The organism is Streptomyces sp. CAI-85 (genome assembly GCF_013363615.1).
Taxonomy (GTDB): Bacteria; Actinomycetota; Actinomycetes; order Streptomycetales; family Streptomycetaceae; genus Streptomyces; species Streptomyces antibioticus_B.
In genome coordinates, this window is record NZ_JAANNX010000073.1 from 1 (window position 1) to 23,946 (window position 23,946).

Genomic DNA, 23,946 nt, shown 5'->3' on the forward strand with positions numbered 1-23,946 from the left:
TGCGTGACATCGGCTTCTCGTCCGCCGTCGGCATCGGTGGCGACCCGGTCATCGGCACCACGCACATCGACGCGCTCGCCGCGTTCGAGGCCGACCCCGACACCGACCTGATCGTGATGATCGGTGAGATCGGCGGCGACGCCGAGGAGCGGGCCGCGGCGTTCATCAAGGAGAACGTGACCAAGCCGGTCGTCGGCTATGTCGCGGGCTTCACCGCGCCCGAGGGCAAGACCATGGGCCACGCCGGCGCCATCGTCTCCGGCTCCTCCGGCACGGCCGCCGCGAAGAAGGAGGCCCTGGAGGCCGCAGGCGTGAAGGTCGGCAAGACGCCGACCGAGACGGCGAAGCTGGCCCGCGAGATCCTCGCCGGCTGACCCGCCCGACCGCACACCGACGGGCCCGCTCCCCTCAGGGGGACCGGGCCCGTCGGCGTGTCCGCGCCACGCTCGGCTAACGGCTCTCCGGGAGCAGCCGCTGCGGCCCGTGCGCCGTCCCCGAGCGCAGCTTCTTGCGCAGCTTGAGTTCCTTGTCGGACAGGGTGCCGGGGGCGACCCGCGGGGGGATGCCCTGGACCGTCTCGCCGGGCGGCACCGGTGGCTCGTACCGGGTGGGGGCGGTGCGCACGGTGAGGGCGGTGGCGCCGATGATCGTGACCGTGAAGGCGATCGCCGCGCGGGTCCAGAAGCGTGCCCGGCGCTCGCTGCCCAGGCGCACGGTCGGCGGTCTGGGGGCGCGCAGCCGTTCGGCGGACGCCACCTCGGCCAGCCGCCGGTGCAGCGCGGCCGGGTCGGCGAGTCCGGGGAGCCGGGCGGCGACCGCCTCGCGCGCGTGCAGCAGCCGGTTCGCCGTGGCGGGCGTGCTCGCCTCCGTCTCGGCCGCGGTCTCCGGCAGCCCGAGCCCCACCCCGTCGTGGAGCAGCAGGGTGCGGCGGTACGACGGCGGGAGCGTCAGGAGTACGTCGAGCAGGGCGCGGTCGGCGGCGTCGGCCGGCGGGGGTTCGGGGTGCCGGTAGCGGGGGCGGAACCGGTGCCAGGGGGAGAGCGCGTACTCGTACGCCGTCGCCCGCACCCAGCTCGCCGGGTCGGGGTCGACGGCCACCTCCGGCCAGCGCTGCCAGGCGGTCTGGAAGGCCCGCTCGACGGACTCGCGGGCGAGTTCGCGGCGGCCGGAGAGCAGATAGGTCTGGCGGACGAGCGCGGGGGCGCAGAAGGCGTACAGGGCGTCGAAGGCCTGAGCGGGGGTCAGGACGTCCGCGGGTTCCGGGGCTTCGGCGGTGGCGACCGCCGACGGCGACGGCTGCCGGTGCCTCCCCGTACGGCCCGCCGCCGTCCGGGGGGCCGCGGGTTCCTCGTACGGCTCCGCCGACGGGGTGGTCAGGGACTCCAGGAGCCGCGCGTACGCCTCCCCCTTCCGTCCGCTCGGAGTGGTGCGGCCCGACTCCCACGCGCGTACGGTCTCCCGGGCGACGCCCACCTGCGCGGCCACCTGAGCCTGCGTCAGGGCGCCTGCCTCGCGCAGACGTCGGCGCTCCTTGGGCGGCGGAAGCGGGATGTCAGGACGCTGGGTCACCGAAAGCCCCTCCGTACGAAAAAGTACATAAACGTATATTGAGTGACACGACGGAGCTTCGCCCGTTACAAGGGAAAAGCGCGTGTCGTTGGGACCATGCCGTCGTGATCCTGATGAGCGCCCGCCGGCCGTCGTTGTCGCCCCTGCTCGCCCGGTTCCGCGACCGGTCCCCCGGACTGGGCGCCGGCGTCCTGGGAGGCGTCCTGGCGGCCGGGCTCGGACTGGCCTCGTTCGCCGTGCTCGTGATGGTCCTGTGGATCAGTTCGCCCTACCCGGACAGCGGACCGGGCGGCGCGCTCCATGTCGCCGCCGCCCTGTGGCTCCTCGCGCACGGCGCGGAACTCGTGCGGACCGACACCCTGTCAGGGGCCGCGGCACCGGTCGGCGTCACCCCGCTGCTGCTGATGGTGCTCCCGGTCTGGCTGCTGCACCGGGCCGCGCGCGACGCGATCGACGGCGGCGAGGGCGACCCGGACGAGCCGGCCGTCGCCCTCGCCGCCGAGGCGGGCGCGCGGCCGGTGTGGGCGGGCGTGGTCGCCGGCTATCTCGCCGTGGCGACGGCGGCCGCGGTCTACGCGTCCGGCGGCGCGCTGCGCCCGTCGTGGCCCTGGGTGGCCCTGTGCGTGCCGGCGGTGGCCGTCCTGGCGGCCGGGGCCGGGGTGTGGACGGCGTGCGGCCGCCCCTGGGACGCCGTGGTACGGCTGCTGCCGCGCCGGCTACGGCGTCATGTGCTCGGTGAGTGGGCCGGGGCGGCGGTACGGGCGGCCGGGGCCGGCGCGGCCGCGCTGGTCGGCGGCGGGGCGCTGCTGGTGGCGGCCTCGTCGGTGTGGCACGCGGACGCGGCCCGGGGGGCGTTCCTCCAGCTCACCGAGGGATGGTCGGGCCGTTTCGCGGTACTGCTGCTCTGTATGGCGCTGGTGCCGAACGCGGCGGTGTGGGGCGCGGCGTACGCGCTCGGGCCGGGCTTCGTGCTCGGCGCCGGGCATGTGGTGGACCCGCTGCTGTCGGACCCGGCGCCGCTGCTGCCGCCGTTCCCGCTGCTGGCGGCGGCGCCGGAGGCGGGTCCGGGCGGCCTGTGGAACTGGGCCGCCGGAGCGGTGCCGCTGCTGGCCGGGGTGACGGTGGGGATCTTCGTGGCGCGGGCCGGGGCGCTGCTGGGCCAGGGCGAGGACGGCTGGTCGCGGCGCCGGACGGCGGGGGTCGTGGTGGCAGCGGCGGTGGTCTGCGGGGCGCTGGTCGGCACGCTCGCGGCCTGGGCCGGCGGACCGCTGGGCGTCGGGGCGCTGACCCGGTTCGGGCCGGTGGGCTGGCAGGTCGGGGGCGCGGTGGTGCTGTGGGTGGTGGCGGCCGGGGTGCCGGTGGGGCTGTGGGTGCGGGGCCGGCGGGGACGCAAGTGGGTGCCGGACCTCTCCTGGCGAACCGGGCGAACCGAGCCGACCGAACAGACCGGGCGGACCGACCAGACCGGCCAGAGCAGCCAGACCGGGCGGACCGAACGCGCCGAACGGCCCTCGCGGACCGACGTGCCCGCGCCGAAGACGCCCGACGACGACTTCGGCGGCGACTTCGGCGGCGACTTCGGCGGCGAGATCTACGACGTCGAGCCCTACGACCTCGTGGAGACGGGTGACGCCGACACCGGCCCCGTATGGCACGACGACGCACCCCGCGAGGCCCGCTGGGCGGCACTCCGGGAAGTGGCCGAGGCGGGGGAACCGGACGAGGGCGCATCGGAGGACAAGAAACCCGAGAACACGGAACCCAAGTCCCCCGAACCCGAAGTCACCCCCTGACCCCTACCTCTCCCTCCGCGCCCGCCGCATGGCCCGGATCTCCCGGTCGATCGCCCAGGCGTCCGCCACCGGGCCCAGATGGGCGAGCTTGTCGGGGTTGATCACGATACGTACGGCGTTGATCCGGCCGTCCAGGACGTCCAGGGCGAACGTGTGCAGCACCTGGCCGTCGCGGTCGTGGAAGACGGCACCCGGCTGGCCGTTGACCTCGTGCGGGGTGAAGGTGACCCCCGCCTGGGACAGCCGCTCGACGACGGAGCCGAGCAGCCGGGCGACGTTGTCGGCGCCCAGGATCGCCCGGGCGAGCTGCGGCGTCTTGCCGCCGCCGTCGCCGACCAGCGACACATCGGCGGCGAGCAGGTCCCGCAGCGCGGCGACGTCGCCCTCGTGCAGGGCGTCGAAGAACCGCGACGCCAGTTCCTCCCGCTCCTGGCGGTCGGCCTCGAAACGGGGCCGGCCCGCGGCCATGTGGCGACGGGCCCGCACCGCGAGCTGACGGCACGCCGCCTCCGAGCGCCCCACCGCCGACGCCACCTCGGGAAAGTCGAAGTCGAACACCTCGCGCAGGACGAACACCGCCCGCTCCAGCGGGCTGAGCCGCTCCAGCAGGAGCAGGGCGGCCATCGACACGGAGTCGGCCAGTTCCGCCGCCCGCTCGGGGTCCTCGTAGGGGTCGTCGAGCAGCGGCTCGGGGAACCAGGGCCCCACATAGCTCTCCCGCCGGACCCGGGCCGAGCGCAGCACGTCGATCGAGAGGCGGGTCACCGTGGTGGAGAGGAACGCCTTCACCGACCGCGGTTCGGTCGGGGACGCCTCGAAGCGCAGCCAGGTCTCCTGGACCGCGTCCTCCGCCTCGCTCACCCCGCCCAGGATCCGGTAGGCGATGGAGAACAGCAGCGGCCGCAGCTCCTCGAACTCCTCGGTCCTGGTCATACCGACGTCACTCTCCCCGGTCGAAGCCCGCTCATGTCGCCGTACGACACCAAGCCGTACGACACCAGGACGAGACACGGGCTCCGTCTGTGACACCGGTCAGGTGTTGGCGCCGAGGATGCCCTTCAGCTCCTTCGGGAGGAGGTCGCCGCACGCCTGCTCCGCCTCGTGGGTGAGGGCGTCCTTCGTGCAGGTGTAGTAGTCCTGGTAGACGAGCTGCGCGGTGAAGGTGGCGGCCACCAGGGCCAGCGCCAGGGACGCCGTGACCAGGCCGCTGACGGCGGCGGTGGTCTGCGGCTTGCCCTTGGGGTCGGCGGCGGGCGCCGGGGCGTCCGGGTCGGGGGTGCGGGGCTTGGCGCGCAGGGCGACGATGCCCCAGTTCAGGGCCAGGGCGCCGAGCAGCAGGGCCACGTACGGCCAGCCGAAGAGGGCGAAGAAGAAGGCCCACATGCCGCACAGCAGCGCGTACCGCGCCTTGCGCTGGGCCGGGTCGGTGGGGTCCCAGCGGGAGGCGGGACCGCCCTGGCCGCCGCCCTGACCGCCGGGTCCGCCCTGGCCGTTCTGTCCGTTGCCCTCGGGGCCGGCGCCGGGGCGCTCACCGAAACCGCCGCCGGGTGCCCGGCCGGGCTGCTGATCGCTCCACTGACTGCCCCAGGGCTGGTACCCGCCGGGCGGCGTCTGCGGCTCCTGGCCGCCCTGCCCACCCTGGCCGCCCTGATCGCCCTGGCCGTGGCCGCCCTGGCCACCACTGGGGTGCCGCGGCTGCCAGGGCCGGTCCGGGGTGCCCTCCGGCGGCGGCGCGAACGGGTTGTCGTCCTGCGGGCCCTGCGGAGCGTCCGGCGGCGAGCCGGGCCGCTCGCGCAGCAGCAGCGCGCCGCGCACTCCTCCGGGCAGGTACTGCGGGAGGAGCGTGAGGCGTCGCGGGCTGCGGTCCGGCATCAACTGAGCGTCTTCCCCTTGGGTGAATACGGCTTGAACACGACTGTCCGACATGAGCTGTCACTTCACGAACGCGCCGCACGGCGACCGCGTTCCCGATCCCGCTCCTCGCAGACGCTACCTTCCGGCCACGCCCCCGTCCCGTGGGGGCCGCCCCATGTGCCGGTATCGTTGCTGACGGCCGGCTGCTTCGTAGGCTTCCCCGTATCCGGGAACCCGATGCATTCGTACGAACGTACAAGCTTCGTGCGGTCCGCCGGCCGTACGCACGCCTCCCCGAGAAAGGGCCCCCACCGTGGCCGCCAAGCCCGTGGCCAAGCGCCTCGTCGTGCTGGTTTCCGGATCCGGTACGAACCTCCAGGCGCTGCTGGACGAGATCTCGGCCACCGGCGCGGAAGGCTACGGCGCCGAGATCGTGGCCGTCGGAGCCGACCGCGAGGGCATCGAGGGGCTGGCCCGGGCCGAGCGCGCCGGGATCCCCACCTTCGTGTGCCGGGTCAGGGACCACGAGAGCCGGGACGCGTGGGACACGGCGCTCGCCGAGGCCGTCGACGCCCACGCGCCGGACCTGGTCGTCTCCGCCGGGTTCATGAAGATCGTCGGCAAGGAGTTCCTGGCGCGGTTCGGCGGCCGGTTCGTGAACACGCACCCCGCCCTGCTGCCCAGCTTCCCCGGGGCCCACGGGGTGCGGGACGCGCTCGCGTACGGCGCCCGGGTCACCGGCTGCACCGTCCACTTCGTCGACGACGGCGTCGACACCGGCCCGATCATCGCCCAGGGCGTGGTCGAGGTCCGGGACGAGGACGACGAGAGCGCTCTGCACGAGCGCATCAAGGAAGTCGAGCGAAGGCTGCTCGTCGACGTCGTGGGGCGGCTCGCCCGCAACGGCTATCGCATCGAGGGACGAAAGGTAGTTATCCAGTGACCGCCGAGAGCAACAAGCGGCCCATCCGTCGCGCACTGGTCAGCGTCTACGACAAGACCGGCCTGGAGGAGCTCGCGCGCGGGCTGCACGCGGCCGGTGTCGAGCTGGTGTCGACCGGCTCCACCGCCTCGCGCATCGCCGGCGCCGGTGTCCCCGTCACCAAGGTCGAGGAGCTGACCGGCTTCCCCGAGTGCCTGGACGGCCGGGTGAAGACCCTGCACCCCAAGGTGCACGCCGGGATCCTCGCCGACCTGCGGCTGGACAGCCACCGCGAGCAGCTCGCCGAGCTGGGCGTCGAGCCGTTCGACCTGGTCGTCGTGAACCTCTACCCGTTCCGCGAGACCGTCGCCTCCGGCGCCTCCCCGGACGAGTGCGTCGAGCAGATCGACATCGGCGGCCCGTCCATGGTGCGCGCCGCGGCCAAGAACCACCCGTCGGTGGCCGTCGTGACCAGCCCGGCCCGCTACGGCGACGTCCTCGCCGCGGTCGCCGACGGCGGCTTCGACCTGGCCGCCCGCAAGCGGCTGGCCGCCGAGGCGTTCCAGCACACCGCCGCCTACGACGTGGCCGTCGCCTCCTGGTTCGCCTCGTCCTACGCGCCCGTCGACGAGTCCCGGTTCCCCGACTTCCTCGGCGCCACCTGGGAGCGCGAGAACACCCTGCGCTACGGCGAGAACCCGCACCAGCCCGCCGCGCTCTACGTCGACGGCTCGGGCACCGGTCTCGCGGTCGCCGAGCAGCTCCACGGCAAGGAGATGTCGTACAACAACTACACGGACACGGACGCCGCCCGCCGTGCCGCGTACGACCACGACGAGCCGGCCGTCGCCATCATCAAGCACGCCAACCCGTGCGGTATCGCGGTCGGCGCCGATGTCGCCGAGGCGCACCGCAAGGCGCACGCCTGCGACCCGCTGTCGGCGTTCGGCGGGGTCATCGCCGTGAACCGGCCGGTCAGCAAGGAGCTGGCGGAGCAGGTCGCGGAGATCTTCACCGAGGTCATCGTCGCCCCCGACTACGAGGAGGGCGCCCTGGAGGCGCTCGCCCGGAAGAAGAACATCCGGGTGCTGAAGGCGCCGGGCGCCCCCGCGAACCCGGTCGAGGTCAAGCCGATCGACGGCGGCGCCCTGCTCCAGGTCACCGACCGTCTCCAGGCCGACGGCGACGACCCGGCCGACTGGACGCTGGCCACCGGCGAGGCGCTGAGCGCCGACGAGCTGGCCGAGCTGGCCTTCGCCTGGCGGGCCTGCCGGGCCGTGAAGTCCAACGCGATCCTGCTCGCCAAGGACGGCGCCTCGGTCGGCGTCGGCATGGGCCAGGTCAACCGGGTCGACTCCGCGAAGCTCGCGGTGGAGCGGGCCGGCGCCGAGCGGGCGCGCGGCTCCTACGCGGCCTCCGACGCGTTCTTCCCCTTCCCCGACGGGCTGGAGATCCTCGTCGAGGCCGGTGTGAAGGCCGTCGTCCAGCCGGGCGGTTCGGTCCGTGACGAGCTGGTGGTCGAGGCCGCGAAGAAGGCCGGCGTCACCATGTACTTCACCGGGACGCGGCACTTCTTCCACTGAGCCCACGCGCGCGTGAGCGAAGGTGCGGGCGGCCCCGGGTGGGGCCGGGACCGCCCGCACCGGTCCTCGGTCAGGTCAGCCACACGTTGCAGCTACTGACCCACTTGTGCGCGCGGATGTTGTTGTTCACGTTCTGCCCGCTGCTGAACGTGTTGTCGGACAGGTCGTCGGCGAAGTACTCGTAGGGCGACAGACACGTGTACCCCGTCTGGTACTGCTGGATGTACCAGAACTGCACGATGTCGTTGCCGCCGGTGTAGCCGGCGTTCATGACGGACGACGCCTTGTCCCAGGCGTTGGCGAAGCCGCCGCCCGCGCTGTTCCAGTCGGGGTCGTTGCCCGCGGTGACGCCGAGCGGGTTGCCCTGGCAGTCGAAGGCGTCCCAGGCGTAGACGTTGCCGTTGCGGCCGGGCCACTTGCTGTTGCAGACGGTGGCCTGCGCGCCGGTCTCGGCGGCCTGGGCGGCCGTCGCCGGTGCGCCGAGGCCGAGCGCGGTCAGTCCGACGACCGCCGCCGTGATGAAGAACTTGCGCATGATGGTCCCCTCGTTGATGTCACTTCGGTTGTGTCGGTCGCGTCAGGCGCGCTGCGGCACGATCCGTACCGCGCGGTCGTACGCCTGCCGCTGGAGGCGCCGATAAGTGTCGAGCGCCTCGCCGTACCGGCCCGGGAGCCGGTCGACGTAGGAGGTCTCGCGGGCCGCCGCCACGGACCGCAGAGAGGTGGCGCGGGCGCAGCGGGCGTCGGCGACGGCGGTCGCCTGCTCGGTGGCGAACGCCCGCCCCGCGCCCGCCGTGCCGAGCCGGGCGGTGTTCTCCCGGACCGCGTCACGGGCGGCCTGCGGGTCCGGATAGGACAGTCCCGCCTTCTTCATGCACCGTGACCAGGCGGCCACGGCGCGGGCGAGTTGCCGGTCGCGCCGGAGGTCGTCGGCGTACAGGGCGTTCAGGCCGGTGGCGGTCTTGGACACGCGGAACCAGGTGCCGGGGTCGCCGTAGAGGGTCTTCTCCGCCTCCGCCGTGCAGCCGCCGAGGCGTTTGCGGACCTCGCGGCCGCTGCCGGGCAGGGTCGCCGACAGCACCTGGAAGCGGTCGCCGCCGTCGAGCGCCTCGTCGAAGGCGGCGCGGCGTGCGGCGGACAGCCCCTGCCGGTACGCGGCGACCGGATGGTGCAGCCGCCGGCGCTCCTGCCGGGCCTCGATCCGCCCGCCGTACCCGTACGCCTCGGCCCACGCCACGTCGTCCTGCACATAGCGCACCGGCATGGACTCGCGCAGGGTCAGGGCGCGGTCCTCCGCGTAGGTGAAGCCGTGCCGCTCCATGCACCGGGCGGTCAGCCGCTGCTGGGCGTCCTCGATCCGCAGTTCCTGCTGCCAGGTCAGCGGCCCCGGCCGGTCCCGACGGGCGGCGGCGGGGTCGTCCGTGCCCGTGCCGCACCCGGTCGCGACCACCCCCGTGACCGCCGCGACCGCGCACAGCGCGGCGAGCGCACGCCTCATGGCACGTCCCCCCGTTTCCCCCGTGGGTTCCCCGTCGCCGCCCGTCCCCGGTGCGGCACTCACACCTTCGGGCAGATCGGGGCCGGGGGGTACCTCGGACTTCTCAGGGTCCGGTGGTACGGCCGGAGGGCACCTGGTCCGGGGGCGTGTACGCGTCGAGGTAGCGGGCGATCTGCTTCGCGTACGCCCGGTACGGGGCCGGTACCCCGCCGGCCTTGTTCACCTTGTCCCACGACGTGCGGTAGGCGACGGCGACCAGGACCCGCGGGTCCCCGGTGTTGTCCGAGGCCAGGCGCGGGGCGATCCAGCACAGATAGCGGCCCATCGCCGGGACGGACTCGGCGGGCGGGAACGGCGGCGACGGCACCGTCTCGCCGGGCGTGCCGTCCTCGTTCATCCACCAGCGCAGCACCCGCGGGGTCCAGCGGGCGATGCCGTACTCGTCCTTCTCGGGGTCGGCGAGGTCCGGGTCGAAGTCGCTCTCCACCTTGAGCATGGCGGCGATCAGGGCCGGGGTGACCGACGGATGGTCGCAGTCGTGCGCCGTCTCCACGATCAGCAGCCGGTACGCGCCCGGCACGCCCCGGTCGGTGCGCAGATGCTCGGCGCCGTACGGCACGACGGCCGCGTCCGCCGCCGCCCCGCCCGCCCCGGCACCTCGGCCCGGGCCGAAGTCCCAGGTGGCGACGGTGTACCCGAGCGCCGCCACGGCGGCGGTGGCGAGCCCGGCGGCGAGGACGGCCGTACGACGGGACAGCCGGGCGGAGGGACGGAGAGCGCGTCGGCCCGGTAAGAGGCGCGCCAGGCGTCCCGCGCGGCCCTCGGTGGAGGTCGTCCCCGTGACGGTCTCCACCCGGCGCAGGAGGGCCTCGGTGGAGATCCGGGCGGCGTGCGTCCGGGCCAGACAGGCGTGCACGATCTCCCGCCAGGCGTCCGGGAGTTCGGGGGACAGCCGCAGTTCGGCGGCGCCGCGGGCGTGCGCGACGGCCGCGTCCCGGCGGGCCGTCGGGGTGGCGCCGGGCAGCGGGAAGGAGCCGGTGAGCACGAGATGGGCGAGGACACCGAAGGCCCACACGTCGGCGGACGGGCGGATCCGGCGGCCCCGTTCGCCGATCTCGGCCCACAGCAGCTCGGGCGGGGTGTAGTCGGGGGTGGAGAAGGCGGGGGTGTAGGCGTGGGTGCCCTCCAGTTCGCCGGCCATGTTGAAATCGGCCAGCCGGGCCGAACCGTCCGCCATCAGCAGCACGTTGGCGGGCTTGAGGTCGCCGTGCACCCAGCCCGACCGGTGCAGTTGGGCGAGGCCCGCGCAGACCTGGGCGAGCAGCGGCGGCCCGGCGGCCGGGCGCGGGGTGCGTCTCAGCAGGGCGGACAGCGACGTCTCGGCCTTCTCCAGGACCAGCACGGTGGCGCCGTCGAGATGCGGGCGGCCGGGGTCGTCCACGGTGAGCGTCTCGTAGAGCCGGATCAGCCGCGGGCTGGACAGCCGGCTGAGCAACTCCGTCTCCCGCTCGGCCAGTTCGCGCAGATGGGTGAGTTGGCGCGGGGTGTGGGTGCCGGTGGGCAGGAACTTCAGGGCGGCGGTCTCGGGCAGATCCGTCGGCGTCCGTGCCGCGGCATCGTTGTCAGACGCCTTTCCCGGGGGCCGCCGCCGGGCCGCGTAGACGCTGCCGAACGCGCCGCTCGCGAGGGGTTCGCGCACCTCCCAGCGGCCGATCCGGTAGCCGGGCGGCACCCGGACCGTGGGGGAGCCCGGGGAGCCGGGGGAGCCGCTCACCGCCCGGTCACCTCCAGCAGCGCCAGGTCGTCCTCGCGCACCAGGTCGAAGCGGAGCGCCAGCGAGACGAGGGACTCCTTCTTGCCGTTGAGGCGCGGTCCGGGGTCCGCCGTCTCCGGGCCGGGCTTGAGGCGCAGCTTCACGGCCAGATAGTCGATGTTCCACTGCACCGAGGTGCGGGAGGCGGCCGGCCAGCCGGGCCGCAGCCGGGTCACGACCTGCTCGACCGTGGGCAGCGGGGCGTGCGGCGCGCCGCGCAGCCTCGGCTCGCACAGGGCGGCCAGCACCGCGAAGTAGCGCTTCGAGCGGTCCAGCGCGAAGGCGGGCGCGGTCGTCGCCCCGTCCAGGCCGGACGCGGCCCCCAGATAGTCGTGGCGGGGCGCCCACACCTCGACCGGCAGCAGATCGCCCGCCGCGGGCAGCACGATCCGGGCGAACTCGAAGGGGACCGGCGCGTCCAGCCGTCCCGGCGCGACCTTGATGTGCTCGCCCGCGCCCTCCGGGTTCTCCACCACATAGGTCTGCTCGCGGCTGAAGTTGCCCAGTATCCAGAACGCGCCCTGCGCGGTGATCTCGCCGGCCCGCCGGGAGACCCCCTCGTGGGGGATCGCCAGGTCGTTGTCGCGCGCCGAGCGCCCGAAGGTCAGCCGCTCACCGGGGGCGAGCCGGAGGGGGCGCCGGGGCTCCTGGCCGCCGCGCCCGTCGCCCGGGTCCGCCGGTGGTACGACGATGATGCTGTACACGCTGTGTCTCCCGCTCCCCACCCGCGCCTACCGCATCAGAGTGGGCGACGGAACGGGGCCGTGTCACGGTGTGACACGGCCCCGGGACGGAATGGCGCGAACTGGTCACTGGCAGCGCCGGTTCGGCGCCGCGTCAGTACCGCGGACGCTTGAACCAGTCCGCGCTGGCGCGCTTCGCGGCGAAGACGATCACCAGGACCGCGAGGATCATGATGAGCAGGCCGAGGCCGTAGATCGCGAGCGAGAAGATGCCGCTCACGATCGCGAACGAACCGTAGACGATCGAGCAGACGCGTACGCCGTTGCGGCCGTTCGCGTACTGGAGCAGCAGCACCACGCCGAGCACCGCGAAGACCGCGGCCAGGCCGATGAAGAAGACGACGACGCCCTTGCCCAGGTCGGCGAGGCGCTCGGCCTCGGCGTCACCGGTGACGCCGGCCTCCAGCATGGTCTTGTCCCACTGGGTCAGCTCCCTGATGTAGACGCCCGAGATGATGACGTGCGCCAGGGCGATCACACCGAGCAGGATCTGCGCGGCGCGCGTGATGCTCGGGATCTGGGTGGGGACGTAGCCGCCGCCGTACGGCTGGGAGACCGGCGGGGCCGCCGGGTAGCCGTAGCCCTGCTGCGGGGCTCCGTACCCCTGCTGCGGGGGCTGGCCGGGGTAGCCGTAGCCGGGAGGGCCGGGCTGCTGGGGCGGCTGCCCGTAGGGGTTGTTCGGGTCGCCGAAACTCATGGCGGTCCTTCCTCCGTAGTGCACCGGGGTGCGGGGACGTCGGGCGGCGCGGTTTCGGAGGAAGAGGTACAGATGCGGTTGGTCCCCCCGGTACAGACCGCGGCACTGTGCCGTCAATCGTTCTGCAATGGCCGGTTTGTTGTCCAGCCGCATTCCGCAGGTGTTGTGCAAGTGCAACATCCGCGATCAAGAACGCGCGGCAGGTGCCGGGCGCCGGGCGCCACCTGCGGGGTCACCCGGATTGGAACCCGGGACCGGTCATCCGGGAGGATGGGTCCATGACCGCCCAGATTCTCGATGGCAAGGCCACCGCAGCCGAGATCAAGTCCGATCTGACCGCCCGCGTGGCGGCGCTGAAGGAGAAGGGCGTCACGCCCGGCCTCGGCACGATCCTCGTCGGCGACGACCCCGGCAGCCAGAAGTACGTCGCGGGCAAGCACCGCGACTGCGCCCAGGTCGGCATCGCCTCCATCCAGCGCGAGCTGCCCGCCACGGCCACCCAGGAGGAGATCGAGGCGGTCGTCCGCGAGCTGAACGACGACCCGGCGTGCACCGGGTACATCGTGCAGCTCCCGCTGCCCAGGGGCATCGACGAGAACCGTGTCCTGGAGCTGATGGATCCGGCCAAGGACGCCGACGGTCTGCACCCCATGAACCTCGGGCGTCTCGTCCTCAACGAACCCGCCCCGCTGCCCTGCACCCCGCACGGCGTCCTCACGCTCCTGCGGCGGTTCGGCGTGGAGATCAAGGGCGCGGAGGTCGTGGTCGTCGGCCGCGGTGTCACCATCGGCCGCCCGATGCCGCTGCTGCTCACCCGGCGCAGCGAGAACGCCACCGTCACCCAGTGCCACACCGGCACCCGGGACCTGGCGGCGCACCTGAGGCGCGCGGACATCATCGTCGCGGCGGCGGGCTCCGCCCATCTGATCCGCGCCGAGGACGTCAAGCCGGGCGCCGCCGTCCTCGACGTCGGTGTCTCCCGCGACGCCGAGGGCCGGATCCTCGGGGACGTCCACCCGGACGTGCGCGAGGTGGCCGGCTGGATCTCCCCGAACCCCGGCGGGGTCGGCCCGATGACCCGCGCCCAGTTGCTCGTGAACGTGGTCGAGGCGGCGGAACGCAGTGTCGGCTGACGGCGCCCCGGGCGGACCCGGGGACGACAAGGACACGCGGGGCACGCGCCCTGCGCCGGACGTGCGGGACCCCGACGAGATCGAGGTGCGCGACCCCGTCAGCGCGCCGGGCCCCGACGGTGTGCCGCGCCGCACCACCCGCCGCTTCCCGAAGTTCACCCGGGACACCGCCCGCCCCGAGGGCGGCGGCCGGGCGGCGGACGCGGACGCCGCGCTGGCGGCCCGGCAGTGGCCGATCATCGCGGTCCTGGCGACGGTCGCGCTCGGCCTGCTGCTCACCGCGCTCGACCAGTTCCGGATCGGGACGATACTGATCGGCGTCGCCCTGCTGGCCGGTGGGGTGCTGCGCTGGCTGCTGCCCAACGTCGGCATGCTCGCCGTCCGCTCCCGGTTCACGGACATGGTGACGTACGGGGTGCTGGGCTCGGCGATCGTCCTGCTGGCGCTGATGGCGCAGCCCGATCCGTGGTTGCAGATCCCCTTCCTCAAGGACACCCTGCACTTCACGGTCGCCAACTGACGTACGCGCGGCGGCCCGTCCTCTCCCCCGAGAAGGACGGGCCGCCGTCGTGTTCCACGCTCGCGCACGGTGACGGCCCGTTCAACGGCTGTCCACGCGCTGTGTCATGGAAGTGACGGTTCCGGAACCGTGTGGCGGTCCTGCCACGGGCGCGCGCCTGATGTGCGCTCGTCGTGCCGATACGTTGACAGTTCGGCCATGTGTCCCGAATCGTCGGTACCTCGGGGTCCGCGTGGCCCGTGGGGGACGGTGTGCAGGGAGGGGGCCGATGGCGCGCCGGAAGGAACTGTCCGACGAACTCGACCCGCAGGTACGGGAGTTCGTCGAGCTGCTGCGCGGGGTCGTGGACCGGGCCGGGCTGACCCCACGGACGCTCGCCGACCGGACCGGCTACGGCCGGGCGTCCTGGGAGCGTTACCTCGACGGCCGGCAACTCGCCCCCAAGGGCGCGATCGCCGCCCTCGCCGAGGCCACCGACACCCCCGCCGACCGACTGACCGCCGCCCGGGAACCGGCCGAACGCGCCTGGAGCCGCGCGGAGCTGCGGAACGCGGGGACGCGGGACGCGCTGCGGATCGTACCCACGCCGGAGCCCTCCGGACGGCCGCGATGGGCGCTCTTCGTGGCCGGGGTCATGGGCGCGGTGACGGTGGTCGTCGGCGGCTTCCTCCTCACCGGCGACGGAGACCCGAAGCCGATGTCCGGCCCCGACCGCACCCCGCCCCCGTCGGCGACGTCCCCCACCGCGCCGCCCTCCGGGGTGCTGTGCGGCGGCTCGGCGTGCACCGGCCAGGACGCCGAGGAGATGGGTTGCAGCGGCGACCTCGTGACCACGGCCCGCAGCGCGACGGTCGGCGCGGTGGTGGTCGAGGTCCGCTACAGCAGGACCTGCGGCACGGCCTGGGGGCGGATCGTGCAGGCGACCCCGGGCGACTCGGTACGCGTGACGGTCGGCACGACCCGCCAGACGGCCCGCATCACCACGACCGGCGACACGATCGCCTACACCCCGATGATCGCGGTCCCGAACCCGGCCCGGGCAACGGCCTGCGCGGAACTGGCTTCGGGGGAGACGGGGTGTACGGGGTAGCGGGTGTGGTGCGGTTGTCGGCCGGATGGGGTGCGGAGGGGGTGTACGGCGCAGGTCGGCTCGGCGGAGTGCATGGCGCCCGGCGGGCGGACGGGGTGCACGGGCAGGTCGGCCGCTCACGACGTGGGGCGTACGTCGGCCGGACGGGTGGCTGTGGTGTGGCGGTGGGAGGAAAAAGCGGCGTGGGGGAGGAATAGCCGCGTCCGCTGCGGGCACGCGAACCGTACCCCCACGGGATCCGGCACGACCCGGTCCCCCCGCCGCGGCGGTCGTACGGTTCCTTCTCTCCCGGACCGGCGGCCGTCGCGGTGCAAGAGGGGTCCACTCTGTGGGACGGGCCACATGGCCCCGGCCGTCCGGGGTCCCGGCGGCGCGATAGCCTGACCGCTGGTCGGATCTCTTGATACCAAGAGATCGATCATTTGTACGTCCCGTCCGGGGCAGGGACGCCCCACCGAGCTGTCATACGGAGAACGCCATGACCCGCACTCCCGTGAACGTCACCGTCACCGGCGCGGCCGGCCAGATCGGTTACGCCCTGCTCTTCCGCATCGCCTCCGGCCAGCTCCTCGGCGCGGACGTGCCGGTCAAGCTGCGCCTCCTGGAGATCACCCCGGCGCTCAAGGCCGCCGAGGGCACCGCGATGGAGCTGGACGACTGCGCGTTCCCGCTTCTCCAGGGCATCGACATCAGCGACGACCCGAACGTCGCGTTCGACGGCGCCAACGTCGCCCTCCTCGTCGGCGCCCGCCCCCGCACCAAGGGCATGGAGCGCGGTGACCTCCTGGAGGCCAACGGCGGCATCTTCAAGCCGCAGGGCAAGGCCATCAACGACCACGCCGCGGACGACATCAAGGTCCTCGTCGTCGGCAACCCGGCCAACACCAACGCCCTGATCGCCCAGGCCGCCGCCCCGGACGTACCGGCCGAGCGCTTCACCGCGATGACCCGCCTCGACCACAACCGCGCGCTGACCCAGCTCGCGAAGAAGACCGGCTCGACCGTCGCCGACATCAAGCGTCTGACGATCTGGGGCAACCACTCCGCCACCCAGTACCCGGACATCTTCCACGCCACGGTCGGCGGCAAGAACGCGGCCGAGGTCGTCAACGACGAGCAGTGGCTGGCCGACGAGTTCATCCCCACCGTCGCCAAGCGCGGTGCGGCGATCATCGAGGCCCGCGGCGCGTCCTCCGCCGCCTCCGCGGCCAACGCCGCCATCGACCACATCCACACCTGGGTCAACGGCACCGCCGACGGCGACTGGGCCTCCATGGGCATCCCGTCCGACGGCTCCTACGGCGTCCCGGAGGGCCTGATCTCCTCCTTCCCGGTCACCACCAAGGACGGCGTGTACGAGATCGTCCAGGGCCTGGACATCAACGAGTTCTCCCGCGCCCGCATCGACGCGTCGGTGAAGGAGCTGGAGGAGGAGCGCGAGGCGGTCCGCGCCCTCGGCCTCATCTGATCCGACCTCGCCCGATCCGGCCTCACCCGGCTCTGCCTCACCTCACGGGCCCCGCTCCGGTCTCCTCCGGAACGGGGCCCGTCGGCATGCCCCGCCCCGCACCCGGTGCCGGGACCCGCAGTCCCGCCACCACAACCACCGTCGCCGCCAGGACCACCGCGCCGACCGTGCGCAGCGCCGGCCCCATCCCGGTGCCGAGGCCGCCGTGACCGGCGAGGACCGTTCCGGCGACCGCCACGCCGAGCGCCGCGCCGATCTCCCGGGCCGAGGTGCCGAGCCCGGAGCCGAGCCCGGCCTGCCGCGCCGGAAGGGCGGCCACCACGCCCAGGGTCAGCGCGGGCATCGACAGTCCCGTACCGGCCGAGATGACCAGCAGCCAGCAGGCGTAGAGGGGATACGGCGTGCCGGGCCCCGCGGTGGACGCGGCGAGCAGGCCGAGCCCGATCAGGGCGAGACCCGCGCCGATGAATCGATAAACCTCACTGCGATTCGAATGCAGGGTGACGGCTGCGATTTCAGCGTCACTTTGCGGAAGTAGGAAGAGATGTCGGAGTTTATTGTGTCGAGCCGTGAATTCGGTGACGACGAGGTGAGTGCTCTCGCCGCTCAGGCAGGGTTTTCTGTTCTGCCCAATGCGGTGGTGACCGCCGTTAATGCAGACGGCATCCGCTCTCGCGGCTTCATTGTCCCGCGGGCTCAAGCCTGGAGCGTTTGGAATCGCTTGCATCAGTTGCACGCCTCTGGCTCAGGTTGGTACCCGGTTCTGTCGGTATTGGATCCTAGATCCTTGATCCGGCACATTCCCGGAGAATTCTCCCCGTCTGGCCGGGAAGCTGTAGCTGTCGCTGTGATTCGTGACCCGGATGAGGTGATTGCCGAAATGGTGGCCGCCTTCTTGGCGGATTCCCTCGACAAGAGCCCGGACAGGGAGACTGAGCAGGAGTGGCTGGAGGTCCTCAACCCGCAGAATCTAGCCACCTCCTTGATGGGACCCATTGACGCCCCTCTGGCCGGTGACCCCTGGTCTGGTTTCCTTTCCTGGAAAACGGAGCTATGGATGTGTCTGGTGGAGGCAGGGCACGGATACGAGATCCCCGTACTGTTGCAGAAGCTTCCCCATGCCCCCAACTGGTACGTCGACAGGGTGCAACGCGGATTGGAGCCTGCAGACCACCTGGCTTTCCTGTGCAGTTGGCGGCGACGCTTCGGTGCCGAACTCTTTTACATTGACGGCAGTAATCTACGGTTGGCTGTCAGCCGCCCTCCCCTCACGCCGTCGACTGCCGCACAAGCCGCCGTCGAACTATTCGCCTACTCCAGCGACGCCGCGCCGGACCTGCCCACACTTGCCGACGGAGAAATCCGCTCGACCGTATGGACCTGTTGGTGGGACTGAGCCTTTCCCACCCTGACAGCGTTGGCAACGTGGTGGTCGGGTCTGCGGAACGACGAAGCTGCTGGTAGACGACCTGTGTCCAATCCCTAAACTTCTAACCCGAGAGGGTGGCCAGTTAGTAGTGACTTCGGTTTCTGGAAGCACCGCGTCGGAGGACCCTGGGGAAGTCTTCGACAACCTTGCTGAAGGTGACACAGGCGACCTTGCTGTGAGCCCTGACGTACTGCGTTCCGGGAGGAGTTGCTGACTTCATGGCCGGAAGTCGAAGGGCGTTCCGGCGGCGCCTGCTTGGTCGTTCTCTCGGATCTTGCGGCTCCGAGTGCCGGTGCGTCTCGCGGGGCCGAGCGGGGTCTGGCGCGTGCTGCTGCAAGCGTCTGCTCCGGATGGCCTGACCAGGCATGGGACCGGCCCAGGCCCATCTAGTGGTGCCCAGCCCGGGAACGGGTCCAGCCACGCGGGATGCGTACTTCCTCGGCGAGCTCGATCGCACGCCCGAAGTCGTCGGCCTCCGAGGCGATGGCGACGGCGTGAACGCCGACGTTCACCAGTCCCCAAGTGACGCCGAAGTCCGGCAGCTCCCCTGTGGCCAGGGCGAGCGCACGGGCTTCGGCCAGACGGGCGTCGGCATGGTGCCGGGTATCCACCCGCGATGGTTGCAGCGCGCAGGTGCAGCATGCCCCGCATGGCCTCGATCCCCGCCGGACGGCGTGACTCCTGGACATCGACGTCCCGCAGAGCAGTCGACCACCCGCAGACCCACGTCGTATCGCCCGGATGTCATCGTGGTCTGCGCGCGGGAAGGCGTGCATGGGGGAGGCGTCCTTCTGCCCGCATTCCACCTTCGACAACAGCGACTTCGACACATGCGCCCGCATCGCCAGCCCTTGCTGCGTGAGTCCGCGCTGCTTCCGGACACGGGCGATCCGAGCGCCGGTGTGTTCATCGATGCTCTGCGACACGGCGAACTCCTTCCTGAAGAAGTTCCGGTGGACGACCGAGGACCAGAACGAGGTCTCCCTGCTGATCGCCGACCAGAAGCTCACCCCGCGCGAGGCGGCGCGGAAGTGGGCCGACAGCCACGCCTCCACCTGGAAGGCGTGGCTGCCGTGACCTCCGGGGCGGGTCAGGCGTGCGGGGCCGGGTGGTGGTGGCCCGGCACCATCCGCGCGGTCACGCCGAAGCGGTTCCAGGCGTTGATCACCGCGATCGCGGCGATCAGATGGGCCAGTTCGGCCTCCTCGAAGTGCGCGGCGGCGTGCGCGTACACCTCGTCGGGCACGAAACCGTCGGTGAGGACGGTGACCGCGTCGGTCAGCGCGAGGGCCGCCAGCTCCTTCTCGGTGTAGAAGTGCGGCGACTCCTCCCAGGCCGAGAGCTGGACGATCCGCTCCACGCTCTCCCCGGCCGCCAGCGCGTCCTTGCTGTGCATGTCGATGCAGTACGCGCAGTGGTTGAGCTGGGAGGCGCGGATCTTCACCAGTTCGTAGAGGACCGGGTCGACGCCCCGGCGGGCGGCTCCGTCCAGGCGGACCATCGCCTGGAACACCTCGGGGGCGTGCTTGGCCCAGGGCAGCCGGGCGGTGGGTTCGGGGGCGTACGGGGCTCGTCGTTCGGTGGTCATGTCCTCGACCCTAGGGTCGAGGCAGCCCACGGGTATGGTCCATTTCCATGACGGAAACGTGGGCCATTCTCGGGGTCGACCTGCATCTCGAACCGTCCGGGCCGGGCGTGCGCCGAGGGCTCACCGACGCCCTGCGCGAGGCGGTCCGCGGCGGGCGCCTCGCCCCCGGCACCCGGCTGCCGTCCTCCCGCTCCCTCGCCGCCGACCTGGCGCTGGCCCGCAACACGGTCGCCGCCGCCTACTCCGACCTCGTCGCCGAGGGCTGGCTCACCGCCCGGCAGGGCTCCGGCACCCGGGTCGCGGACCGGTCCGTCGTCCCCTCCTCCGGAGCGGCCCCGCGTCGGCCCGCCCGCGCCCGGTCGCGCCACGACCTGCGCGCCGGCCTCCCCGACCTCGCCTCCTTCCCGCGCGCCGCCTGGCTGCGCGCCGCCCGCCGCGCCCTCGCCGTCGCGCCCTACGACGCCCTCGGCTACGGCGACCCGCGCGGCCGCCCCGAACTGCGCGCCGCGCTCGCCGGCTATCTGGCCCGCGCCCGCGGGGTGCGCGCCGACCCCGAACACATCGTGGTGTGCGCCGGTTTCGCCCACGCGCTGCACATCCTCGCCACGGTCCTGCGGGCGCGCGGGACACGCACCCTCGCCGTCGAGTCGTACGGCCTGGACGCGCACTGGCGGCTGGCGGAGACCGCGGGTCTGCCCACGGTGCCCCTGCCGTTCGACGAACACGGCACGGATCCGGGGGAGTTGGCTCCCGGCGGCGCGGTCCTGCTCACCCCCGCGCACCAGTTCCCGACCGGCGTGGCGCTGCACCACGACCGGCGCTCTGCCGTCGTGGAGTGGGCGCGCCGCACCGGCGGACTGGTCCTGGAGGACGACTACGACGGCGAGTTCCGGTACGACCGCCGGCCCGTGGGCGCGCTCCAGGGCCTGGACCCCGACCACGTGGTGTATCTGGGCACGGCCAGCAAGTCGCTGGCCCCCGGTCTGCGCCTGGGCTGGATCGTGGCCCCGCCCGGCCTGGCCCGCGAACTCGCCGCCGCCAAGGGCGCGGTGGACACCTGCGGGGTCCTGGACCAGTTGACCCTGGCGGAGTTCATCACCTCCGGCGCCCACGACCGTCACGTACGCGCCTCCCGCCTCCGCTACCGGCGCCGCCGCGACGCCCTCGTCTCGGTGCTGGCCGAGCGCGCCCCCTGGGTCCGCGTCACCGGCATCGCGGCGGGCCTGCACGCCGTCCTGCGCCTCCCGCCCGGCACCGAACGCGACGTGATCCGCGCCGCCGCCCACCTCGGCCTGGCCCTCGACCCCCTGACCCCCCGCCACCACCACCCCGACGCGACCGGCACACCCCCGGACGCCCTGGTGATCGGCTACGCCACCCCACCGGACCACGCCTGGACCCCCACCCTGACCACCCTGTGCACAGCCCTGGGGGTCTCGGACCCCGGGACCGACCTGGGCTGAACCTCCCCAGGGGCACGGGGAACTGCGCGACCGGCCACGACGGCGCCGCAGCCCTCCACGTAACGCCACCACCCCTCACCCCGGCCCAGCGCCGGCGTCCGGCGCCTCCCCGAACCGCGCCAACGCGAGCGCCCCCGCCACCGCCACCGCGAAGCCCAGGACCGCCACCCACGCCCAGCCCTCCCGCGTCCCGTCGCCCAGCCAGATCACGCCCACCAGGGCCGGCCAGACCGTCTCGCCGATCACCATGCCGGCCGTCGCCGCCGTCACCGAGCCGCGTTGGAGGGCCGAGGTCAGGGAGAGGAACGCCGCGCCGCCGCCGAGGAGCAGGGCGTACAGGGACGGGTCGCTCAGCAGGGGGCCCAGGGACAGCGTGTCGATCAGGCGGACCGCGACCTCCACCACGCCGAAGCCGAAGCCCGCGCCCAGGCCCAGCACCAATGACCGCCCCCGTTCCGGCAGCCACCGTCCGGACAGGCCGAGGGCCAGGACCGCGACCGCCGTGCCGAGCATCGCCCAGGGCAGCCACCCCGGCCCCGTCTCGTCGCCCTCCGGGCCCGCGGCGAGGCCCAGCAGCGCCAGGCCCGCGCAGACCACGCCGACGGCCGTCCACTCCGTCCGGCTCAGCCGTACCCGCAGCAGCCGCGACGCGACCACCGCCGTCACCGCGAGGCTCGACGCCAGCGCCGCCCCCACGGCGTAGATCGCGAGGGAGCGCAGCGCCAGGATCTGGAACACGAACCCGAGCCCGTCCAGCCCCAGGCCCGCCAGATAGCGCCACTGCCGCAGCGCCCTCAGCAGCAGCGCCGCCTCCCCGCCACCGCCCCCGGAGGCGGCGCGCGCGGCCATCGCCTGCAACACCGTCGCCGTACCGAAACACACCGCAGCGCCGAGGGCGCACACCATTCCGAACACCACAGACGGACTGTAGGCCGACAGTCCCCGGGCGGACGGTAGGCTGCTGACCGGGCCGTGACTGGCGCGCTGGGATGGGACGGACCATCGGGGAGCGGCCTGTGAGTGACCGAGTGCCGTGCGCCTGGGCCAGACCGAGAACCGTGACCGCTTCACGCCCACGCCACCGGAGGCCGACGCCATGTCAGAGCAGCAGTCCCGCCCCGCCGAGAACCTCTCCACCCAGTCGACCGCCTTCCGCGCGGCCCTCGACGTGATCCGCGCCGTCGAGCCGCGCGTCGCCGACGCCATCGGCCAGGAGGTCGCCGACCAGCGCGAGATGCTCAAGCTGATCGCCTCCGAGAACTACGCCTCCCCGGCCACCCTCCTCGCGATGGGCAACTGGTTCAGCGACAAGTACGCCGAGGGCACCATCGGCCGCCGCTTCTACGCCGGCTGCCGCAACGTCGACACGGTCGAGTCCCTCGCCGCCGAGCACGCCAAGGAGCTGTTCGGCGCCCGGCACGCCTACGTCCAGCCGCACTCCGGCATCGACGCCAACCTCGTCGCCTTCTGGGCGGTCCTCGGGGCCCGCGTCGAGGTCCCCTTCCTGGAGAAGACCGGCGCCCGCCAGGTCAACGACCTCACCGAGGCGGACTGGGCCGAGCTGCGCCAGGCGTTCGGCAACCAGCGCATGCTCGGCATGTCCCTGGACGCCGGCGGCCACCTCACCCACGGCTTCCGCCCGAACATCAGCGGCAAGATGTTCGACCAGCGCTCCTACGGCACCGACCCGGCGACCGGCCTCATCGACTACGACGCCCTGCGCGCCTCCGCCCGTGACTTCAAGCCGCTGATCATCGTCGCCGGCTACTCCGCGTACCCCCGTCTGGTGAACTTCCGGATCATGCGCGAGATCGCCGACGAGGTCGGCGCGACCCTCATGGTCGACATGGCGCACTTCGCGGGCCTGGTCGCGGGCAAGGTGCTCACCGGCGACTTCGACCCGGTCCCGCACGCCCAGATCGTCACCACCACCACCCACAAGTCGCTGCGCGGCCCGCGCGGCGGCATGGTGCTGTGCGACGACTCCCTCAAGGACCAGGTCGACCGCGGCTGCCCGATGGTCCTCGGCGGCCCGCTCCCGCACGTCATGGCCGCCAAGGCCGTGGCCCTCGCCGAGGCCCGGCAGCCCGCCTTCCAGGACTACGCCCGGCGGATCGTCGACAACTCCCGCGCGCTGGCCGAGGGCCTCACCAGCCGGGGCGCCACCCTGGTCACCGGCGGCACCGACAACCACCTCAACCTGATCGACGTGGCGTCCTCCTACGGCCTCACCGGCCGCCAGGCCGAGGCCGCGCTCCTCGACTCCGGGATCGTCACCAACCGCAACGCCATCCCCGCCGACCCGAACGGCGCCTGGTACACCTCCGGCATCCGCATCGGCACCCCGGCCCTGACCACCCGCGGTCTCGGCACGGCGGAGATGGACGAGGTCGCCGCCCTGATCGACCGGGTCCTCACCGCCACCGAGCCCGGCACGACGAAGTCCGGCGCCCCCTCGAAGGCCGCCCACGTCCTGGACGCGAAGATCGCCGACGAGATCTCCCACCGGGCCACCGACCTGGTCGCCGGCTTCCCGCTGTACCCCGAGATCGACCTCGGCTAGACACCCCCCCGAGGCGCGGGGCCGCATCCCTGTGCGGCTCCGCCCCGGGGCGCGGGCGGCCACGACGGCGCCGTGGTTCCCCGTGTACCCGCACCGCCCCACCTCGGGCCGAGCCCACCCCCGGGCTCTGCGAGAATGGGGGACATGGCCCCCGCTGAAAAGCCCCGCGTGCTCTCCGGAATCCAGCCCACCGCAGGCTCGTTCCACCTCGGCAACTACC

At 73.1% G+C, this 23,946-nt stretch carries 21 protein-coding genes, 3 pseudogenes and 1 riboswitch; of the genes and pseudogenes, 12 read left to right on the plus strand and 12 right to left on the minus strand.

The genetic code is table 11. The annotated features are described in order from the left end of the window. Positions 1-374: pseudogene (locus tag G6W55_RS33415) on the plus strand (succinate--CoA ligase subunit alpha); the annotation flags it as partial. Positions 375-450: 76 nt separating this feature from the next. Here the strand turns inward: G6W55_RS33415 and G6W55_RS33420 are convergent. Then, positions 451-1,569 (minus strand): helix-turn-helix domain-containing protein, encoded by a 1,119-nt coding sequence (locus G6W55_RS33420; protein ID WP_175524439.1) that lies wholly within the window; start codon positions 1,567-1,569, stop codon positions 451-453. 113 nt (positions 1,570-1,682) lie between these two features. On the opposite strand from G6W55_RS33420, the gene G6W55_RS33425 reads away from it, so the two are divergent. Beyond that, complete coding sequence (locus G6W55_RS33425; protein WP_175524453.1) at positions 1,683-3,362, plus strand: DUF6350 family protein; 1,680 nt, start codon at positions 1,683-1,685, stop codon at positions 3,360-3,362. A gap of 3 nt (positions 3,363-3,365) precedes the next feature. Here G6W55_RS33425 and G6W55_RS33430 read toward each other — a convergent pair whose 3' ends face one another. Both G6W55_RS33430 and G6W55_RS33435 read right to left on the minus strand, forming a co-directional pair. Continuing rightward, positions 3,366-4,295, minus strand: a complete 930-nt coding sequence (locus G6W55_RS33430) for an RNA polymerase sigma-70 factor (RefSeq protein WP_175524440.1) — start codon at positions 4,293-4,295, stop codon at positions 3,366-3,368. A 99-nt stretch (positions 4,296-4,394) separates the two neighbouring features. Further along, a complete protein-coding gene (locus tag G6W55_RS33435) occupies positions 4,395-5,234 on the minus strand; it encodes a hypothetical protein (protein WP_175524441.1) in 840 nt (279 codons plus the stop codon). 295 nt (positions 5,235-5,529) lie between these two features. Here G6W55_RS33435 and purN point away from each other — a divergent pair, with 295 nt between their 5' ends. Beyond that, complete coding sequence (purN, locus tag G6W55_RS33440) at positions 5,530-6,159, plus strand: phosphoribosylglycinamide formyltransferase (RefSeq protein ID WP_175524442.1); 630 nt, start codon at positions 5,530-5,532, stop codon at positions 6,157-6,159. Next, complete coding sequence (purH, locus tag G6W55_RS33445; RefSeq protein WP_085207882.1) at positions 6,156-7,721, plus strand: bifunctional phosphoribosylaminoimidazolecarboxamide formyltransferase/IMP cyclohydrolase; 1,566 nt, start codon at positions 6,156-6,158, stop codon at positions 7,719-7,721. Before purN ends, purH begins: the two co-directional genes overlap by 4 nt. A 70-nt stretch (positions 7,722-7,791) precedes the next feature. Here purH and G6W55_RS33450 read toward each other — a convergent pair whose 3' ends face one another. From G6W55_RS33450 to G6W55_RS33465, 5 genes are all read right to left on the minus strand, one after another. Further along, positions 7,792-8,256, minus strand: a complete 465-nt coding sequence (locus G6W55_RS33450) for a hypothetical protein (RefSeq protein ID WP_175524443.1) — start codon at positions 8,254-8,256, stop codon at positions 7,792-7,794. Between the two features lie 42 nt (positions 8,257-8,298). Beyond that, complete coding sequence (locus G6W55_RS33455) at positions 8,299-9,219, minus strand: hypothetical protein (protein WP_175524444.1); 921 nt, start codon at positions 9,217-9,219, stop codon at positions 8,299-8,301. A 103-nt stretch (positions 9,220-9,322) separates the two neighbouring features. Next, complete coding sequence (locus tag G6W55_RS33460) at positions 9,323-10,993, minus strand: protein kinase (RefSeq protein WP_309243867.1); 1,671 nt, start codon at positions 10,991-10,993, stop codon at positions 9,323-9,325. Continuing rightward, a complete protein-coding gene (locus G6W55_RS39080; RefSeq protein WP_309243868.1) occupies positions 10,990-11,736 on the minus strand; it encodes an FHA domain-containing protein in 747 nt (248 codons plus the stop codon). Before G6W55_RS39080 ends, G6W55_RS33460 begins: the two co-directional genes overlap by 4 nt. A 133-nt stretch (positions 11,737-11,869) precedes the next feature. Beyond that, on the minus strand, positions 11,870-12,472 hold the full coding sequence (locus tag G6W55_RS33465; protein ID WP_175524445.1) for a hypothetical protein: 603 nt from the start codon (positions 12,470-12,472) through the stop codon (positions 11,870-11,872). A gap of 278 nt (positions 12,473-12,750) precedes the next feature. On the opposite strand from G6W55_RS33465, the gene G6W55_RS33470 reads away from it, so the two are divergent. The 4 genes from G6W55_RS33470 (at position 12,751) to G6W55_RS33485 (ending at position 16,683) form a co-directional block, all read left to right on the plus strand. After that, positions 12,751-13,605 carry a bifunctional methylenetetrahydrofolate dehydrogenase/methenyltetrahydrofolate cyclohydrolase gene (locus G6W55_RS33470; protein WP_175524446.1) on the plus strand — a complete coding sequence of 285 codons (855 nt, stop codon included), beginning with the start codon at positions 12,751-12,753 and terminating at the stop codon, positions 13,603-13,605. Between the two features lie 61 nt (positions 13,606-13,666). Continuing rightward, a complete protein-coding gene (locus G6W55_RS33475) occupies positions 13,667-14,125 on the plus strand; it encodes a DUF3017 domain-containing protein (RefSeq protein ID WP_309243869.1) in 459 nt (152 codons plus the stop codon). A gap of 268 nt (positions 14,126-14,393) precedes the next feature. Continuing rightward, a complete protein-coding gene (locus G6W55_RS33480) occupies positions 14,394-15,215 on the plus strand; it encodes an XRE family transcriptional regulator (RefSeq protein WP_175524448.1) in 822 nt (273 codons plus the stop codon). A gap of 478 nt (positions 15,216-15,693) precedes the next feature. Continuing rightward, entirely contained in the window at positions 15,694-16,683 is a 990-nt protein-coding gene (locus tag G6W55_RS33485; RefSeq protein WP_030787983.1) for a malate dehydrogenase, read from the plus strand. A gap of 37 nt (positions 16,684-16,720) precedes the next feature. On the opposite strand, the pseudogene G6W55_RS33490 reads toward G6W55_RS33485, so the two are convergent. Then, positions 16,721-17,149: pseudogene (locus G6W55_RS33490) on the minus strand (MFS transporter); the annotation flags it as partial. 78 nt (positions 17,150-17,227) lie between these two features. On the opposite strand from G6W55_RS33490, the gene G6W55_RS33495 reads away from it, so the two are divergent. After that, entirely contained in the window at positions 17,228-18,079 is an 852-nt protein-coding gene (locus tag G6W55_RS33495) for a DUF4253 domain-containing protein (protein ID WP_254876545.1), read from the plus strand. Positions 18,080-18,498: 419 nt separating this feature from the next. Here G6W55_RS33495 and G6W55_RS33500 read toward each other — a convergent pair whose 3' ends face one another. After that, positions 18,499-19,038: a helix-turn-helix domain-containing protein gene (locus tag G6W55_RS33500; protein ID WP_217687710.1), complete on the minus strand. Its 540-nt coding sequence runs from the start codon at positions 19,036-19,038 to the stop codon at positions 18,499-18,501. A 1-nt stretch (position 19,039) separates the two neighbouring features. Between G6W55_RS33500 and G6W55_RS33505 the strand changes: the two are divergent. Then, positions 19,040-19,189, plus strand: a pseudogene (locus G6W55_RS33505) (glycine betaine ABC transporter substrate-binding protein); the annotation flags it as partial. A 13-nt stretch (positions 19,190-19,202) separates the two neighbouring features. Here G6W55_RS33505 and G6W55_RS33510 read toward each other — a convergent pair. Further along, positions 19,203-19,700, minus strand: a complete 498-nt coding sequence (locus tag G6W55_RS33510; protein ID WP_175524450.1) for a carboxymuconolactone decarboxylase family protein — start codon at positions 19,698-19,700, stop codon at positions 19,203-19,205. 47 nt (positions 19,701-19,747) lie between these two features. Between G6W55_RS33510 and G6W55_RS33515 the strand changes: the two genes are divergently transcribed. Then, positions 19,748-21,163, plus strand: a complete 1,416-nt coding sequence (locus tag G6W55_RS33515) for a PLP-dependent aminotransferase family protein (protein WP_175524451.1) — start codon at positions 19,748-19,750, stop codon at positions 21,161-21,163. 75 nt (positions 21,164-21,238) lie between these two features. On the opposite strand, the gene G6W55_RS33520 is transcribed toward G6W55_RS33515, so the two are convergent. Continuing rightward, a complete protein-coding gene (locus G6W55_RS33520) occupies positions 21,239-22,069 on the minus strand; it encodes a hypothetical protein (protein WP_175524455.1) in 831 nt (276 codons plus the stop codon). Positions 22,070-22,125: 56 nt separating this feature from the next. After that, a riboswitch (ZMP/ZTP riboswitch) is annotated at positions 22,126-22,215 on the plus strand. A gap of 44 nt (positions 22,216-22,259) precedes the next feature. Between G6W55_RS33520 and G6W55_RS33525 the strand changes: the two genes are divergently transcribed. Continuing rightward, positions 22,260-23,726 carry a glycine hydroxymethyltransferase gene (locus G6W55_RS33525; protein WP_175524452.1) on the plus strand — a complete coding sequence of 489 codons (1,467 nt, stop codon included), beginning with the start codon at positions 22,260-22,262 and terminating at the stop codon, positions 23,724-23,726. The last annotated feature ends 220 nt before the right edge of the window (positions 23,727-23,946 follow it).

What these genes read in the sequence shown, in the direction of transcription:
- G6W55_RS33485 (WP_030787983.1), top strand. Translation starts at nt 15,694, where the DNA reads ATGACCCGCACTCCCGTGAACGTCACCGTCACCGGCGCGGCCGGCCAG.
- G6W55_RS33515 (WP_175524451.1), top strand. Translation starts at nt 19,748, where the DNA reads ATGACGGAAACGTGGGCCATTCTCGGGGTCGACCTGCATCTCGAACCG.
- G6W55_RS33430 (WP_175524440.1), bottom strand. Translation starts at nt 4,295, where the DNA reads ATGACCAGGACCGAGGAGTTCGAGGAGCTGCGGCCGCTGCTGTTCTCC.
- G6W55_RS33495 (WP_254876545.1), top strand. Translation starts at nt 17,228, where the DNA reads ATGTCGGAGTTTATTGTGTCGAGCCGTGAATTCGGTGACGACGAGGTG.
- G6W55_RS33425 (WP_175524453.1), top strand. Translation starts at nt 1,683, where the DNA reads ATGAGCGCCCGCCGGCCGTCGTTGTCGCCCCTGCTCGCCCGGTTCCGC.
- G6W55_RS33525 (WP_175524452.1), top strand. Translation starts at nt 22,260, where the DNA reads ATGTCAGAGCAGCAGTCCCGCCCCGCCGAGAACCTCTCCACCCAGTCG.
- G6W55_RS33470 (WP_175524446.1), top strand. Translation starts at nt 12,751, where the DNA reads ATGACCGCCCAGATTCTCGATGGCAAGGCCACCGCAGCCGAGATCAAG.
- G6W55_RS33450 (WP_175524443.1), bottom strand. Translation starts at nt 8,256, where the DNA reads ATGCGCAAGTTCTTCATCACGGCGGCGGTCGTCGGACTGACCGCGCTC.
- G6W55_RS33465 (WP_175524445.1), bottom strand. Translation starts at nt 12,472, where the DNA reads ATGAGTTTCGGCGACCCGAACAACCCCTACGGGCAGCCGCCCCAGCAG.
- G6W55_RS33520 (WP_175524455.1), bottom strand. Translation starts at nt 22,069, where the DNA reads ATGGTGTGCGCCCTCGGCGCTGCGGTGTGTTTCGGTACGGCGACGGTG.
- G6W55_RS33480 (WP_175524448.1), top strand. Translation starts at nt 14,394, where the DNA reads ATGGCGCGCCGGAAGGAACTGTCCGACGAACTCGACCCGCAGGTACGG.
- G6W55_RS33455 (WP_175524444.1), bottom strand. Translation starts at nt 9,219, where the DNA reads ATGAGGCGTGCGCTCGCCGCGCTGTGCGCGGTCGCGGCGGTCACGGGG.
- G6W55_RS33435 (WP_175524441.1), bottom strand. Translation starts at nt 5,234, where the DNA reads ATGCCGGACCGCAGCCCGCGACGCCTCACGCTCCTCCCGCAGTACCTG.
- G6W55_RS33510 (WP_175524450.1), bottom strand. Translation starts at nt 19,700, where the DNA reads ATGACCACCGAACGACGAGCCCCGTACGCCCCCGAACCCACCGCCCGG.